The organism is Pseudomonas sp. S2_A02, assembly GCF_054668495.1.
Map to the genome: position 1 here is coordinate 2147617 of NZ_CP162776.1, position 14874 is coordinate 2162490.

The 14874-nt window shown below is 59.4% G+C and carries 17 protein-coding genes; 8 read left to right on the forward strand and 9 right to left on the reverse strand.

What is annotated here, in order from left to right; all coding sequences use genetic code 11:
* Positions 1–37 precede the first annotated feature (37 nt).
* Complete coding sequence (locus AB4O41_RS09810) at positions 38–364, reverse strand: DUF2025 family protein (protein ID WP_460147528.1); 327 nt, start codon at positions 362–364, stop codon at positions 38–40.
* Here AB4O41_RS09810 and AB4O41_RS09815 point away from each other — a divergent pair.
* From AB4O41_RS09815 to AB4O41_RS09830, 4 genes are all read left to right on the forward strand, one after another.
* A complete protein-coding gene (locus AB4O41_RS09815) occupies positions 357–557 on the forward strand; it encodes a hypothetical protein (protein WP_460147530.1) in 201 nt (66 codons plus the stop codon). The genes AB4O41_RS09810 and AB4O41_RS09815 overlap by 8 nt on opposite strands.
* Before the next feature lie 40 nt (positions 558–597).
* The gene (locus AB4O41_RS09820) at positions 598–1725 is read left to right on the forward strand and encodes a glycerophosphodiester phosphodiesterase (protein ID WP_460147532.1); all 1128 of its coding nucleotides are present in this window, start codon (positions 598–600) and stop codon (positions 1723–1725) included.
* 111 nt (positions 1726–1836) lie between these two features.
* Complete coding sequence (locus AB4O41_RS09825; RefSeq protein WP_460147534.1) at positions 1837–2142, forward strand: PepSY domain-containing protein; 306 nt, start codon at positions 1837–1839, stop codon at positions 2140–2142.
* Positions 2143–2302: 160 nt separating this feature from the next.
* Complete coding sequence (locus tag AB4O41_RS09830; protein WP_460148322.1) at positions 2303–3481, forward strand: GAF domain-containing sensor histidine kinase; 1179 nt, start codon at positions 2303–2305, stop codon at positions 3479–3481.
* On the opposite strand, the gene AB4O41_RS09835 is transcribed toward AB4O41_RS09830, so the two are convergent.
* Together AB4O41_RS09835 and AB4O41_RS09840 are read right to left on the reverse strand one after the other, a co-directional pair.
* Positions 3478–3912 carry a hypothetical protein gene (locus AB4O41_RS09835; RefSeq protein ID WP_460147536.1) on the reverse strand — a complete coding sequence of 145 codons (435 nt, stop codon included), beginning with the start codon at positions 3910–3912 and terminating at the stop codon, positions 3478–3480. The genes AB4O41_RS09830 and AB4O41_RS09835 overlap by 4 nt on opposite strands.
* 111 nt (positions 3913–4023) lie before the next feature.
* Positions 4024–5649, reverse strand: coding sequence for a methyl-accepting chemotaxis protein (locus tag AB4O41_RS09840; protein ID WP_460147538.1), 1626 nt, complete (start codon positions 5647–5649; stop codon positions 4024–4026).
* 264 nt (positions 5650–5913) lie between these two features.
* Here AB4O41_RS09840 and AB4O41_RS09845 point away from each other — a divergent pair, with 264 nt between their 5' ends.
* Together AB4O41_RS09845 and AB4O41_RS09850 are read left to right on the forward strand one after the other, a co-directional pair.
* On the forward strand, positions 5914–6936 hold the full coding sequence (locus AB4O41_RS09845; RefSeq protein ID WP_460147540.1) for a transporter: 1023 nt from the start codon (positions 5914–5916) through the stop codon (positions 6934–6936).
* Between the two features lie 187 nt (positions 6937–7123).
* Positions 7124–8740: an inorganic phosphate transporter gene (locus AB4O41_RS09850; protein ID WP_460147542.1), complete on the forward strand. Its 1617-nt coding sequence runs from the start codon at positions 7124–7126 to the stop codon at positions 8738–8740.
* 45 nt (positions 8741–8785) lie between these two features.
* Here the strand turns inward: AB4O41_RS09850 and AB4O41_RS09855 are convergent, their stop codons facing one another.
* Positions 8786–9682, reverse strand: a complete 897-nt coding sequence (locus AB4O41_RS09855; protein ID WP_460147544.1) for a LysR family transcriptional regulator — start codon at positions 9680–9682, stop codon at positions 8786–8788.
* 121 nt (positions 9683–9803) lie between these two features.
* Here AB4O41_RS09855 and AB4O41_RS09860 point away from each other — a divergent pair, with 121 nt between their 5' ends.
* Positions 9804–10562: an SDR family NAD(P)-dependent oxidoreductase gene (locus AB4O41_RS09860; RefSeq protein ID WP_460147546.1), complete on the forward strand. Its 759-nt coding sequence runs from the start codon at positions 9804–9806 to the stop codon at positions 10560–10562.
* A 110-nt stretch (positions 10563–10672) separates the two neighbouring features.
* On the opposite strand, the gene AB4O41_RS09865 is transcribed toward AB4O41_RS09860, so the two are convergent.
* A complete protein-coding gene (locus AB4O41_RS09865) occupies positions 10673–11110 on the reverse strand; it encodes a multidrug/biocide efflux PACE transporter (protein WP_460147547.1) in 438 nt (145 codons plus the stop codon).
* A gap of 89 nt (positions 11111–11199) precedes the next feature.
* On the opposite strand from AB4O41_RS09865, the gene AB4O41_RS09870 reads away from it, so the two are divergent.
* Positions 11200–12054, forward strand: a complete 855-nt coding sequence (locus AB4O41_RS09870) for a LysR family transcriptional regulator (RefSeq protein WP_460147549.1) — start codon at positions 11200–11202, stop codon at positions 12052–12054.
* 134 nt (positions 12055–12188) lie between these two features.
* Here AB4O41_RS09870 and AB4O41_RS09875 read toward each other — a convergent pair whose 3' ends face one another.
* From AB4O41_RS09875 to AB4O41_RS09890, 4 genes are all read right to left on the reverse strand, one after another.
* Positions 12189–13424, reverse strand: coding sequence for an RNA polymerase sigma factor (locus AB4O41_RS09875; protein ID WP_460147551.1), 1236 nt, complete (start codon positions 13422–13424; stop codon positions 12189–12191).
* Complete coding sequence (locus AB4O41_RS09880; RefSeq protein ID WP_460147553.1) at positions 13424–13915, reverse strand: SRPBCC family protein; 492 nt, start codon at positions 13913–13915, stop codon at positions 13424–13426. Before AB4O41_RS09880 ends, AB4O41_RS09875 begins: the two co-directional genes overlap by 1 nt.
* A 26-nt stretch (positions 13916–13941) precedes the next feature.
* Positions 13942–14286 (reverse strand): YciI family protein, encoded by a 345-nt coding sequence (locus tag AB4O41_RS09885; protein ID WP_460147554.1) that lies wholly within the window; start codon positions 14284–14286, stop codon positions 13942–13944.
* Between the two features lie 130 nt (positions 14287–14416).
* Positions 14417–14842: a YybH family protein gene (locus tag AB4O41_RS09890; protein WP_460147556.1), complete on the reverse strand. Its 426-nt coding sequence runs from the start codon at positions 14840–14842 to the stop codon at positions 14417–14419.
* Positions 14843–14874: the final 32 nt, after the last annotated feature.

Genomic DNA, 14874 nt, shown 5'->3' on the forward strand with positions numbered 1-14874 from the left:
TGCTCGCGATGAGGCCAGAACATTCATCACAAAAACATCAACCCCGCACCAAACTCCGCACCGCCGTAATCTGCGGCACTTCCCGACGATTCATATACACCCGCAACGGTTCGGTGATGTTGATCCGGTCGTCAATGTTCTGGTCCAGCAACAACTGGATCAGTTCACGCTTGAGCGTCATGGTCTGCTCGGGGCCGGATGCCCAGACGAATTCACTGGTGGGGATGATGCCGTCGTCGGCCACGTCCATGCCGAACGAGTCTTCGCTGAAACGAACGATGTACTGGCCGGTCTTGCGATTGAGGCCGACGAAGCCTTTGAGTTGGTCGGCGGCCTGGCAAATGAGCTGAGAAGTGATGCGCACGGTAAACCTCACAAAAGGTCGCAAAGGACCGGTGATCGATGGTTTACACGCAGGGCAAGCGAACGGTTTCCCTCTGCTGGGGAAATTGCCGGACCAAGAGTACTGCAAAGAACCGCACAAAAGCGCTGAAAAAATCAGCTTTAAACACGTTTATGTCGGTCTTGCGATAGCGCAAGCGGCGTTCAGTTGTTAAAAGAGACGTCTTTGAAATCTATCGCAAAAGGACTTCGACCATGCCTGCCACCTTCACCAAAAGCGCCCTGCTGCTGAGCCTGATGCTCGGACTCGGCCAGGCACAGGCCGCCAGCGAGCCAAGCCCCACCGCACTGGCGACCCGTCTGGGCATTCCGCACCCGGCGGTAATTGCCCACCGCGGCGCGTCTTTCGACGCTCCGGAATCCACCGCCGCAGCCTACAAACTGGCTCGCGATCTGGGTGCCGACTATCTGGAAATGGACCTGCAGCGCAGCAAGGATGGCGTGTTGTTCGCCCTGCATGACAACAACCTGCAACGTACCACCGACGTCGCCACCAAATTCCCTGAGCGCAAGGACAGCCTGGCCAACGAGTTCACCATCGCCGAACTCAAAACCCTGGATGCCGGCAGCTGGTTCAACAGCGCTTACCCGGATCGCGCGCGTCCGGGCTACGCGGGTCTGAAGATCCTGACCCTGGACGAAATCATCGACATTGCCCAGGGCAATCCGCTGCACAAGCCTGGCCTGTACATCGAGACCAAAGAGCCGAAGCAGTTTCCCGGCATCGAGCGTGACCTCAAGGATAAATTGCAGGACCGCGGCTGGCTGAGTCCGGCCGGTTCGAAACTGGCGAAAAGTAATCTGGCGGTCGGCCAGGGCAAAGGCAAGGTGGTGCTGCAAACCTTCGAGAAGAGCAGCCTCGAATTGCTTGAGAAGGAAATGCCGCAAGTGCCGAAAATCCTGTTGCTGTGGGTGGGCGAAGGCAGCATCGAGCCGAAATCCAAAGTGACGTTCGCCGAGTCCGGCGACAAGGATAAAGCGACTTACTACGCCAAACAGGAACCAAAAGACAAAGCCGAATTCCAGCAATGGGTCGAGTACGCCAAGGCTCAGGGCGCTATCGGCACCGGCCCTTCGGCTGCGTTGACCAAGGGTGGCGATCAGAGCTATTCGGACCTGGTGAAACCCTGGATGAACCAGTTCACCCACGATCAGGGCCTGCTGGTGCATGTCTACACCATCGACGATGCGGTGGATTATCAGAAAGTGGCGGATGCCGGTGTCGATGGCATCTTCACCAACCGCGCCAGTGAACTGCTGAAGTTCTATAAGCGTCCGGCGGCGGCGAGTGTTGCGCAGTTGTTGCAAAACAACGGTTACTAATCGGCGACAGGCACTGCACCGAGTCGCCTTCATCGCGGGCAATTAAGGGTGAATTAAGTTGCGCTGTTTAACCTGATCCCACTTAAACAGCTCATCCAAGGAAAGAACTTCATGAAAACCTTAACTGCCCTGTTCACCGCTGCTGCCCTGACCCTCACCGCTGGCCTGGCCCAGGCTGACGTTCGCGTCGACCAGATCCCTGAGTTGGTCAAGAGTGGCAAGATCAAACCCCTGGAAGAACTGAACCAGGCCGCCCTGAAGTTGCACCCGGGTGCCACGATTACCGACACCGACCTGGATAATCACTTCAACGGCTACGAATATGAAGTCGAACTGCGCACCGCTGAAGGTGTCGAGTGGGACGTGGATTTCGATGCCGCCACCGGCAAGGTTCTGAGCAACAAACAAGACACGTGATTCAACTGCACAAAAAGCCGCACGACTTTCGGGTCGTGCGGCTTTTTTGCGCTCATCGTCAGGCCGTTCGCTGAAGTGACGAACGCAGTCGCGACAATTCGCGCAAGCCCGCTAGAATCCCTCAAAACCATTTGGCATGTTGAAGCAGAGAACCACGGATATGGGGCAAACAGCGGCAGCAGACATCGCCACAATCAGCCGGATCAGTGCGGTGCCGGCGATTCTTCAGGTGATCAGTGAGTTGACCGGTTTGCGGTTCGCGGCGGTGGCCCGTGTTACCGAAGATTCCTGGACTGCCTGCGCGGTGCTCGATCGACTGAATTTGGGTTTGCAGGTGGGCGATGAACTGGATCTGGTCTCCACCCTGTGCAACGAAATCCGCCAGGGCCACCACTCGGTGGTGATCGACAAGGCCAGTGAAGATCCACTCTATCGCGATCATCAAACGCCCCACACCTATCAATTCGAAAGCTACATTGCCGTCCCGATATTGCGCACTGACGGGCGCTTTTTCGGCACCCTTTGTGCTCTTGATCCCAATCCGGCGCCGCTCAAGTCCAGCACGATCCAGAGCACCATGGAGTCGTTCGCCCGGATGCTCGCGCTGCAGATCGAAGCCGAAAAAAACCTGCAACGAACCGAAACGGCGCTGATCAAGGAACGCCAAACCGCCGAACTGCGCGAACAGTTCATCGCCGTGCTCGGCCATGACCTGCGCAACCCCTTGTTCGCCATCAGCGCCGGCGCCGAAATGCTCCTGCGCAAAGTCTCCGACCCGGCGAATGAACAACGGGCCCGGCACATCCTCACCAGCGCTCGACGGGCGACCAAACTGGTGGAGGATGTGCTGGACTTCGCGCGGGGTTCACTGGGCCGAGGCATCCCGGTGAACATCGAGCCGTGCCCGGACTTGGCGGATGCTTTGCGGCATGTGATTTCCGAGATCCAGAGCATTCATCCTAAACGCATCATTCAGTCGTCGATTGGCGACCTGAGCAATGTTCATTGCGATCGCGAACGGGTCGCGCAATTGCTCTCCAATCTGTTGGCGAATGCCGTTGTCCACGGTGATCCCAACGGCCCGATCGAAGTCAGTGCGCAGGTCAAGGAAGGACACTTTGTGTTGGGCGTGAAAAACCAGGGGTTGATTGCCGAAGATGCGCTGCCGCATCTGTTCCAGCCCTACTCGAAACCAGCCGGCGCAACACCGCAGGCCGGCCTCGGGTTGGGGTTGTACATTGCCAGTCAGATTGCGCAGTCCCATGGCGGGAAACTGGAGGTGGTATCGACCGAGCAACAGGGCACGACGTTTACCTTCAGCTTGCCCTCACGGACTTAAGCGGTGGTGCTGACCACCGAACCCGACGTACTGCCACCCTCATCCTGCAATGCCTGCAACAACGCCGCCGTCACCGTCTGCAACGAAGCCGAAGTGGCCGCAACCTGCGACTGAGCCGCCGCAACGTTCGCAGCTTTGGCTTCGGCGCTGTCTTGCCTGGCCTGGGCCGCTTGCAGTTGCTGCTGTTGTTCCTGCAATTGCTTTTGCAGCTCGGCGAGCTGCTTGCGCAGTTGTTTCACCGTATCGGATTCGCTGCTGCTGGAACTGCTGTCGCTCGACGCGGGTGCACCGCCAGCGGCAACCTTGGTGGTGTCGCTGGACGCTTCAGTTGTCGTTGCGACTGAGGTCTCTTCGGTGCTGTCGTTGATCGCGACGTTGCTTGAAGAGGTCGACAGGGTCTGGTTGATCGAAACGGAGCTGATGCTGACCATGGGATTTATCCAATGTGGCGTTTGGGTAAATCCGTCATCGACGGGCGCGGCACGAACTTGAGAGTGACTGTGTACCGATTCGGTATCCGAACCGATACACAGCCCATTTCACTAGGCGCTCAACCGCGCCGTCACTTCATTCAACTGCCCCGACAAGCCATGCAGATTGTGGCTGGCCGCTTCGGTGCGCTGCACGTTGTCCAGGTTGGTACTGGCGATGCTGGTGATTTCGGTGAGGTTGCGCGAGATGTCTTCGGCCACTGAGGTCTGCTCTTCGGCGGCGGTGGCGATCTGGCGGTTCATGTCGCGAATGGCTTCCACGGCATGGGTGATGCGCTCGAGCATGGCGCCAGCCTGAGTCACTTGTTCGACACTTTCTTCACTGCGCGACTGGCCGCTTTCGATAGCCTGAGCCGCGTCCACTGCGCCGGTTTGCACGGTTTGAATGATCTGGTTGATCTCGATGATCGACGCCGCCGTGCGCTGGGCCAAACTGCGTACTTCATCGGCGACCACCGCAAAACCACGCCCGGCTTCACCGGCGCGGGCCGCTTCGATTGCAGCGTTGAGCGCCAGCAGATTGGTCTGTTCAGCGATGCCGCGAATCACTTCCAGCACTTTACCGATGCGTCCGCTGTCGGCTTCCAGACGACGGATGACCGTCGCGGTGTTGGCAATTTCGCCGCGCATTTGGGTGATGGTGTGAATAGTGCCCTGCATGACTTTTTCGCCCTGCTGGGCGGACTGGTCGGCATCATCGGCCGCACGTGCCGCATCGGCTGCGTGACGCGCGACTTCTTGCGCAGTGGCGGACATTTCGTTCATCGCCGTGGCCACCTGATCGGTACGGCTGAACTGCTCGTTGGTGCCGCTGGCCATGAGGCCGGCAATCGAATTCAGCTCGCTGCTGGCGGTGTTCAGATCCGTCGCACTGCGCTGCAAACGATTAAAGGTTTCGGCAAGGAAATCGCGCAAGGTGTTGGCGGCTTTGGCCAGGTTGCCCAACTCGTCCTGACGGGTGCTGGCCACGCGTTCGGCGAAGCGCCCCTGGCTGAGTTGTGCCACATAGTCGATCAGTTTGCGGATCGGCTCCACCAGATTGCGGTTGACCAGCCACAGGCTCAACAGGCCAATCAGCAGACCCGACACCAACATCACGATGATCCCCAGCAGCACCGTTTCATCAGCGCTGGCGCTGATCAGCTTCGATTGCTCCATGCCCTGCTTGCGCAGATCGCTGACCAATTCATTCATCTGTTCGCTGGCCGCACGGTCCACGCCCTTGACCGCGTTGTCGCCGGCCGCGGGGTCGGCACCGGCAGCGACGTAGGCATCACGACCCTTCTGATAGGCCGCACCTAATACGCGATGCTCTTCACGCAGACGTTCGATGCGAGTCTTGAGTTGCGGCTCGATGCTCTTCTGCCCGGCCAGCTCGCCCAGGATGCCCTGCACGTTGCGCTGACCGTCCTCGAACTGCTTCCAGTATTTATCCAAGTCCGCAGGTTCCTTGCCGCGCAGCAGAACGTTTTTCCACTCCTGAACCTGCACCTTGAATTGCAGGTTGGCTTCATCGATCAATTGCGAGGTGTGCAACGGACCTTCGATCAGGTTCGCGTAGCTCTGAACGCCATTGGACAAAAAGTGAAAGGAGGCCAATGCGATCAGCAACATCGCCAACAGGCTGCCGCTCAACAGGGCGAGAATTTGTGCTCGCAGGGACTTTTGCAAAAACATCGAGTGGTATCTCATGACGAGGTTGAAGCACGACTTATGGACGTGCGAGGTGTCCGGACATCCCTGTCAGCGACGCTGGTTTCGGAAGATCGACACCAGCCTCATCGGCGGGCCAGAGCCTTTCTTGAGTTTCTTCCGACCATTGGCAGGGGCGGTTTTTTGGTGCCATTCAACTGTCACAAAACCTTCAGAATAGCTTGCGATGATGAGGCTCAAGTGAACCTGGGAAACCTGCAACAGGAGTCCCCCTCACAGCGAGACCTCATGAACCACAGCATCGACCAGCGCCATCGCGATTCCGACCTGTTCGGCCTGCTTTACGGCTTCAGTTTTCGCCCCGGCGAGCGCGGTCGGGAAATCGATTCGGCCAAGGCGCTGCACTGCCTGCAACAACCGGACGATAGTGATGAATTCATCTGGCTGCACCTGAACCTGGCCCACGCCGCGTGCGAGCGCTGGATGAAAAGCCATCTGGCATTGCCTGAAGAGTTTTTCGAAGCGCTGCACGAAGGCTCTCGCTCGACGCGCATCGAGCATGTCGATTCGGCGTTGCTGGCGGTGGTCAACGACGTGGTGTTCAACCTCAGCAGCATGGTCTCCTCGGATGTCTCGACGCTGTGGGTCTGTGCCCGCAGCCGGCTGATCATCAGCGCCCGCCTGCAACCGCTGCACTCGGTGGACAAGCTGCGCTCTTCGGTGAAGGCCGGTGAATGCTTTCGCTCGCCGCTGGAGTTGCTGGTGCATTTGCTGCGCGATCAGGGTGAAGTGCTGACGCAGATCGTGCGCAAGACCAGCCTCAGTGTCGATCAGATCGAAGATGAGTTGCTGTCGTCGCGCCTGTCGACCAACCGGGCTGAGCTGGGTGCCAACCGCCGGGTGCTGGTGCGCCTGCAACGGTTGCTGGCGCTGGAGCCGGGCTCGTTGCTGCGCCTGCTCAATCGCCCGCCGCAATGGTTGCAGAAAGAGGACGTCAAGGAGCTGCGCAAATCCACCGAGGAGTTTGCGCTGATCATCAACGACCTCACGGCCCTCGGTGAACGGATCAAGCTGTTGCAGGAAGAGATCGCCGCCAACCTCAACGAACAGAGTAACCGCACGCTGTTCACTCTGACCGTGGTTACGGTGCTGGCGCTGCCGATCAACATCATCGCCGGTTTCTTCGGCATGAACGTCGGCGGCGTGCCGCTTTCTGGCGATCCGGAGGGGTTCTGGATTTTGGTGGCGCTGGTCGCGACGTTCACCCTGATTGCCGGACGCTGGGCGTTTCGCAAGCGCCAGGATTATTGATTACTACCACCAGCACCAACGCTGGACGCAGAGCGTCCGGGGCGGCATTACCACGCGGAGCGTGGGAACGAGCAGATCGTCGGATCGCGGCCCCACAAAAAACCCAAACACTGACCCAGCGCAGTCTCTTTGTAATATTTAGCAACGATCATGGGAGACACTCCTTCTCTGCTCAGGATTGTCTGGCATGGCTACGCCTTCCTTCACCGCCGCTGCCCAGGTTCCCGCCAGCAGTGCCAAGCCGCAACTCGATAAAAAACCTGGCCTGCTCACCATTATGCTGTTCTTTGCGGTGCTGAGCAGCGGGCTGTTGTTCACCGCCTACAGTCTGATGCACGACATGAGCGAACTCGGCACGGTGGTCACCACCTGGACGCCGTTTCTGCTGTTGGGCGTCGCGCTGTTGATTGCCTTGGGCTTTGAGTTCGTCAACGGTTTTCACGACACCGCCAACGCCGTGGCGACGGTGATTTACACCAACTCCCTGCCGCCGAATTTCGCCGTGGCCTGGTCCGGGTTCTTCAACTTTCTGGGGGTGTTGCTGTCGAGCGGCGCGGTGGCGTTCGGCATCATCGCTCTGTTACCGGTGGAGTTGATTCTGCAAGTCGGTTCCTCCGCCGGTTTCGCGATGATCTTCGCCCTGTTGATCGCTGCGATCCTGTGGAACCTCGGCACCTGGTGGTTGGGTTTGCCGGCATCTTCGTCGCACACCCTGATCGGCTCGATCATCGGGGTCGGCGTGGCCAATGCACTGATGCACGGCCGTGACGGCACCAGTGGCGTGGATTGGGCCCAGGCAACCAAAGTCGGTTACGCACTGTTGCTGTCGCCGCTGATCGGTTTCGCGTTTGCCGCGTTGCTGTTGCTGGCGTTGCGCGCCTTCGTCAAAAATCGCGCGTTGTACAAAGCGCCGAAGGGCGATACCCCGCCACCGTGGTGGATTCGTGGCATGTTGATTCTGACCTGCACCGGTGTGTCCTTCGCTCACGGTTCCAACGACGGCCAGAAAGGCATGGGGCTGATCATGCTGATCCTGGTCGGTACCCTGCCGATGGCGTATGCGCTGAACCGCACCATGCCGGCGGATCAGGCCTTGCAGTTCGCTGCGGTGGCGGAAGTTACCCAGCAAGCCCTGATGAAAAACTCGCCGGTGCCGGCGCCCGCCGATCCACGCCCGGTGCTGACCGATTACATGCGCAGCAAGGAAGCCACGCCGCAACTGATCCCCGCACTCGCCGCGCTGGCGGGCCACATCGGTAACGAAGTGAAGGGTTACGGCTCATTGTCGAAAGTCCCGGCCGAAGCGATGGGCAACGTGCGTAATGACATGTACCTGACCAGCGAAACCATTCGCCTGATGGACAAGAACAAGGTTGGCAACTTCGACGCCGACACCACTGGCAAGCTGCAACTGTTCAAGCAACAGATTGACAACGCCACACGGTTTATTCCGCTGTGGGTGAAGATCGCCGTGGCCATCGCCCTGGGGTTGGGCACCATGGTTGGCTGGAAACGCATTGTGGTGACGGTCGGCGAGAAAATCGGCAAGACGCACCTGACTTACGCCCAGGGCGCCTCGGCGGAAACCGTGGCGATGCTGACCATCGGCGCTGCCGACATGTTCGGCCTGCCGGTGTCGACCACCCACGTGTTGTCTTCAGGCGTGGCCGGAACCATGGTCGCCAACGGTGGCGGCTTGCAGATGAAGACCATCCGCAACCTGCTGATGGCCTGGGTGCTGACCTTGCCGGCGGCGATTGTGTTGTCGGGCAGTTTGTATTGGTTGTTCACCAAGCTGTTCTGAAGCACCGCACTACCCTGTGGAAGCGAGCTTGCCCGCTCCCACAGGTCATGCGTTGGACAGGATGATTTGCCCCAGCCACTCCATGAACGCTCTGACCCGTAACGGTAAATGCCGTTGCCGGGCATAGAGCAGCGAAACTTCCATGGACGGTGCATTGCACTGCGGTAATACCGCGACCAACTCGCCGCTAAGCAGGTACGGCTGCATGCCCATCATCGGCGCCTGGATCAAACCGAAACCTCCCAGACACGCCGACTCATAACCGTCAGTGCTGTTCACCGTGATGCTGCCCACCATCGGCACTCGATGCAGCTTGCCCTCCTCCTCGTACAGAAAACCTTCTGACCGCGCGCCCAATACGCCGACGTAATGGACCAACCGATGCCGCGCCAGATCTTCAAGTCGTTCAGGCACGCCATAACGCTGCAAATACGCGGGGCTAGCGCAGTTGACCATGGCGAAGTCGCACAAGTGACGCGCGACCACCGATTGATCCGGCTGCGCGCCGATTCGCACCACACAGTCAAACCCTTCGCTGAGCAAATCGACCCGGCGGTCGGTGCTGCTGATTTCGAGTTCCAGATGAGGGTGCTGCGCCATGAACTCCGGCAAGCGCGGCATCACCACGCGACGGGCCAGAATGTTCGGCATGTCGATGCGTATCCGCCCAGCGAGTGAAGCCTCGTCCTGACGAAACAACCCTTCGATTTCATCCATGTGCGACAGCAAATCCTTACTGCGCTCGTACAACACCAGACCGTCCTGCGTCACTTGAACCTTGCGCGTGGTGCGTTGCAGCAGACGCGTGCCCAGCAGCATTTCCAAGGCCTGAACGTGCTCGGACACCGTAGACCTGGGCAACCCCAGACTTTCACCTGCGAGGGTAAAACTCGACATTTCGCTGACACGGACAAAGGTGCGCAGCAGTTCCAGTTTGTTCATGGGCCGACCTTCTATTGTTCGGATTAACCGACCAGTGATTCCGATTCCAACCTGTTTATCACCCTATGGCGGATAAATACACTTCCTCCACATCATCACTCACTGCTCTTGAGGACATCCCATGAACCGTAAAATCGCACTGATCACCGGCGCCAGCCGCGGCCTTGGCAAAAGCGCCGCCCTGCACCTGGCAGCCCAAGGCATCGACATCATCGGCACCTACAACAGCCAGGCCGGGGACGCGCAGGCACTGGTCGTGGAGATTGAAAAACTCGGTGGTCGTGCCGTTATGCTGCAACTCGACGTCGGCCAGAGCGAAGGCTTCGCCGACTTCAGCACCCAGGTGGAGGAGATGTTGCGCAAACACTTCGATCGCCCGCATTTCGACTTTTTGATCAACAACGCCGGTATCGGCGTGCACGCGAACTTCATCGACACCACGGTGGCGCAATTCGACTTGTTGATGAGCATCCATTTGAAGGGACCGTTTTTCCTCACTCAAAGCCTGCTGCCGTTGATGGTTGACGGTGGGCGCATCGTCAATATTTCCAGCGGCCTGACCCGCTTCAGCTTGCCGGGTTACGGCGCCTACGCGGCGATGAAGGGCGCGATGGAAGTGCTGACGCGTTACCAGGCCAAGGAACTCGGCGCACGCAATATTGCCGTGAACACGTTGGCGCCGGGTGCCATCGAAACCGATTTCGGCGGTGGGACGGTGCGCGATAACAATGACGTGAACAGCTTCATCGCTGGCAATACAGCGTTGGGGCGCGTGGGTAAGCCGGATGATATCGGTGCCGCGATTGCGCTGCTGCTGGCACCGGGTGGCCAGTGGATCAACGGGCAGCGCATTGAGGCTTCGGGGGGGATGTTTCTGTAAACAAAGATCAAACGATCGCAGCCTTCGGCAGCTCCTACGCCGATCGGGTACAACCATTATTACGGGTGTACCCGATCCTGTAGGAGCTGCCGAAGGCTGCGATCTTTGCTTTAAACCTCGCAAGCCCTGCGCACCAACAGCCGCTCACGCATCACGTCATACGCCCAGTGATAAACGTAGGTGTACGGCAGGAAAAACAGCAGCACGCCAATGTCCACCAGAAACGCCTGCCACAGGCTGACCTTCAGCCACCAGGCAATCAGCGGCACGCCGAACGCAACCAGACCGCCTTCGAACAACAGCGCATGCACCACGCGGACCCAAGCGTTACGCACAATGGCAAAGCGCTTGAGCAACCGGTCGAACAGGCCGTTGAAGACCACGTTCCAAGCCAGGGCCAGGGCTGCAATGGCCATGGTCACCGCGCCCATTTCCAGCATGGGTTTGTCCATGACCCAGGCTAGCAGCGGGGTACAGATCAATATCGCCAGCAGCTCGAAACCGATGGCCTGGAAAATTCGTTCAGTGATGGATTTGTTGGCGTTCATGGCCAGACTCCCTGAGTGACTATGGTTGTCATGCTCTGTCATCACGCCGATACTTCATAATCAATAACCATCGATCAAGGCGATAGTTCATGGCTTCCCACGAAGTGCTACTGGCGTTTGTCCAGGCGGCGACTCAAGGCTCGTTTTCCGCAGCGGCGCGCAAGCTCGGTCGCAGTCAGTCGACTATCAGCGCCGCAGTGGCCAGCCTGGAAATCGACCTGAATCTTGCCCTGTTCGACCGCAGCAGCCGCAAGCCAAGCCTGACCCCGGCCGGGCACGTCATGTTGCAGCGGGCCGAGGAGATTCTGGCCGCCACCAGCCGTCTGGAAATGACCGCCAGCCAACTGTCCCAAGGCGTCGAGCCGAAGCTGACCGTGGCGATATCCGACACCTATCAGTCCGACCGTTTTGAAGCGGCGCTCAGTGCTTTCGAGCAGCGTTATCCAGACCTGGAACTTGAATGCCTGATCGCCGAATGCGATGACCTGGTGGCACTCGTGCAACGTGGCCGAGCGCATGTCGCCTTCGCCGAGATGCAGGACAGCTACCCACCAGACCTGGTCAGTTCAACGGTGGACGAGCGCACGGAAATCGCCCTGTTCGTGTCCCACGCTCACCCGTTGGCGAAGCTGAAGGGCATCGATCAGGACGTGCTGCAACAGCACCGCGAGTTGCGTCTGGCGACGATCGTCAATCCGTATGAAAGCCGGGCGAAGGGGCGTGTCTGGTCGGCGCCGAGTTACCTGATGCTGCTGGAAATGGCCCAGGGCGGATTCGGCTGGGCGCCGTTGCCCCGTTGGTTGGTGGGGCGGTTCGGGGCTGGCTTGTTGGTGGAATTGAATGTGCGCGGCTGGCCGAAAGCGGTGTACGTCGATGCGCTGTGGTCGCGGCTGCATCCGCCGGGGCCGGCGGGGAGTTGGTTGCTTGGCAAGATGCTGGAATAGCGGTGCTGCCATTCGCGAGCAAGCCCGCTCCCACATTTGATCGTCGGTGTACGCAGAATATGTATCCGACACAAAACCACTGTGGGAGCGGGCTTGCTCGCGAAGAGGCCAGCCGCCGCGCCACACATCCATGATCACTCCAACGCCTTGAGCCGCCCCTCGATAAACCGCCGCTCCGGCAGTTGCTGCGTCAATTTCAGCGCCCGCTCATACGCCGCCCGGGCCTCATCCACCCTTCCCAACTGCCGGTAAAACTCTGCCCGTGCCGAGTGCGCCAGGTGGTAATCGAGCAATTCTCCCCGCGCCAGAATCCCTTCGATCAACATCAACCCGGCCAACGGGCCATCTCGCTTGGCCAGCGCCGCCGCACGGTTCAGTTCAATCACCGGTGACGGCACAGCCCGCAGCAGCACGTCATACAGGCCGACAATCTGCAGCCAGTCCGTTTCCGCCGCCGTGGACGCTTCGGCATGCACCGCCGCAATCGCCGCTTGCAGACAATAAGGCCCGAAGCGCCCTGTCGTCAGCGCCCGCTCCACCAATGCACAGCCTTCGGCAATCAGCTCGGCATTCCACAACGAGCGATCCTGTTCGTCCAGCACGATCAGCTCACCGTCGGGCGAAGTCCTGGCCGGGCGCCGGGACTCATGCAACAGCATCAGCGCCAACAGCCCCATCACTTCCGGTTCGGGTAGCAATTCCATCAACAACCGACCGAGACGAATCGCTTCTCGCGTCAGGTCTTCGCGGGTCAATTCGTTGCCGATAGACGCCGAGTAGCCTTCGTTGAACACCAAGTAAATAACCCGCAATACGCTGTCGAGACGCTCAGGCAGTTCTGTCAGGGTGGGCACCTGATAAGGGATTTTCGCGTCTCGAATCTTGGCCTTGGCCCGCACGATACGCTGGGCAATAGTGGCCGGTGCCGCGAGAAAGGCCCGGGCAATTTCTTCCGTGGTCAGGTCGCAGACTTCACGCAGGGTCAGCGGCACTTGAGCGTCCGCTGCCAGTGCCGGGTGACAACAGGTGAAGATCAGCCGCAAGCGATCGTCTTCCACATCTTCATCACTCCAGTCAGCCTGCTCCAGCTCTTCCAGTTGAGCGATCAACATCGGCCGGGACGCGTTAAAACGCGCACGCCGGCGCAACACATCAATAGCCTTGAAGCGCCCGGTGGACACCAGCCATGTACGCGGATTGTCCGGCACACCGTCACGCTGCCAGCGCTCGACCGCGACGAAGAACGCCTCGTGCAGCGCTTCTTCGGCGAGGTCGAAATCGCCGAGCAGACGGATCAGGGTCGCCAGAATCCGCCGCGAGTCTTCGCGGTAGACCTGCTCGACTCGCGCCCGTACTGACTCGCCAGGCATCAGTCCGGCATGCCTTCAGTCACCAGCATCTCCAGCCGATCGAGGCTTTGCCCCCAACCGTCATGAAACCCCATGGCCTCGTGTGCCTGACGATCTTCTTCGCTCCAGTGCATGGCGCGAGCGGTATAGAGGGTTTTGCCGTCGCGGTCTTCGAGCGTCACTTCGGCGGTCATGAACGGCTTGCCGGAGGGAATCCAACCAGGAAGGAAAGCGTCGGTGAACACCAGGCGCTCCGGGGCGACGATCTCCAGAAACACGCCCATGGTCGGGTACTCGGAGCCATCTGGCGCCCGCATCAGGGTGCGAAACTGACCGCCCACCCACAGGTCCATTTCGCACTCCGGAGTGGTCATGCCGTGAGGCCCCCACCATTGGGCGAGCAGCGCGGGCTCGGTCCAGGCGCGGAAGATTTTGCTGCGCGGCGCATCGATCAGGCGACTGATGGACAGCTCGAATTCGGCCGGTTTTCGCTGGACGGATTGCGGACTCATGAAAGAACTCCTGTTGTGATTGTTATTCAGGGATTCAACTGGCGAATGGGCCGTACCTCGACACAGCCGACCCGGGCCGCCGGGATGTTGCCGGCGACCTGGATGGCTTCATTGAGGTCCTTGGCATCGATCAGGTAGAAGCCGGCCAACTGCTCCTTGGTTTCAGCAAACGGGCCATCGGTGACCGACATTTTACCGTTGCGCATGCGCACGGTGGTCGCGGTCTGCACCGACTCCAGCGCTTCGGCGGCGATCATCCGGCCGCTGCCCTGAATCGACTCACTGTAGGCCATGCACTCGGCGTCATTGGGGCTTTCGGGCAGCGAGTGCAACTCGTGCTCGTTGCTGTAGACCAGGCATAAATACTTCATGAGGACTCTCCATTCTTTGGGGCTCTCCATCTCTTGGAGCTCTGCCCTGATCGAACTGATCAACTATGGCTGCAGATGGGTGCTTTGGCGTTGCTTTCCGATAAACAGCCCGACGAATCAGGCTAGACGATCAGGGTTCGAGGTTGAACAGCGCCGCGCCGCTCGTCATGTCGAACGGTGCCGACCAGTGCTCGTGAACGATCTGCCACAGCCCCGCTTCCTGACGGTAGCAGGCGGTGACGCGCATCCAGCAGGTCTGGGTTTCACCCTTCTCATTGGTGCCGCCGCAATGCGCCAGCCAGTGAGCGAAAGCGATCTCCTGCGACGGCACGATGTCGATCTCGTGGAACTCGAAAATGTGCGGGCCGGGGCACATTTCCATGCATTCCTGCCAATGCGCACGGTAGGCCGCCTTGCCCTTGAATTGCAGGGCTTTGACAGCATCGAAGGAGACGATGTCGTCGGCGTACAGGGCCATGACCTTTTCCACGTCCTTGGCGATGACCGCCTGGCGATAGTTCTCGATCAGGTTATGGATTTGTGTCTGAGCATTCATGATGGTTTCTCCGTGTTTTTTGTTGAAGACAC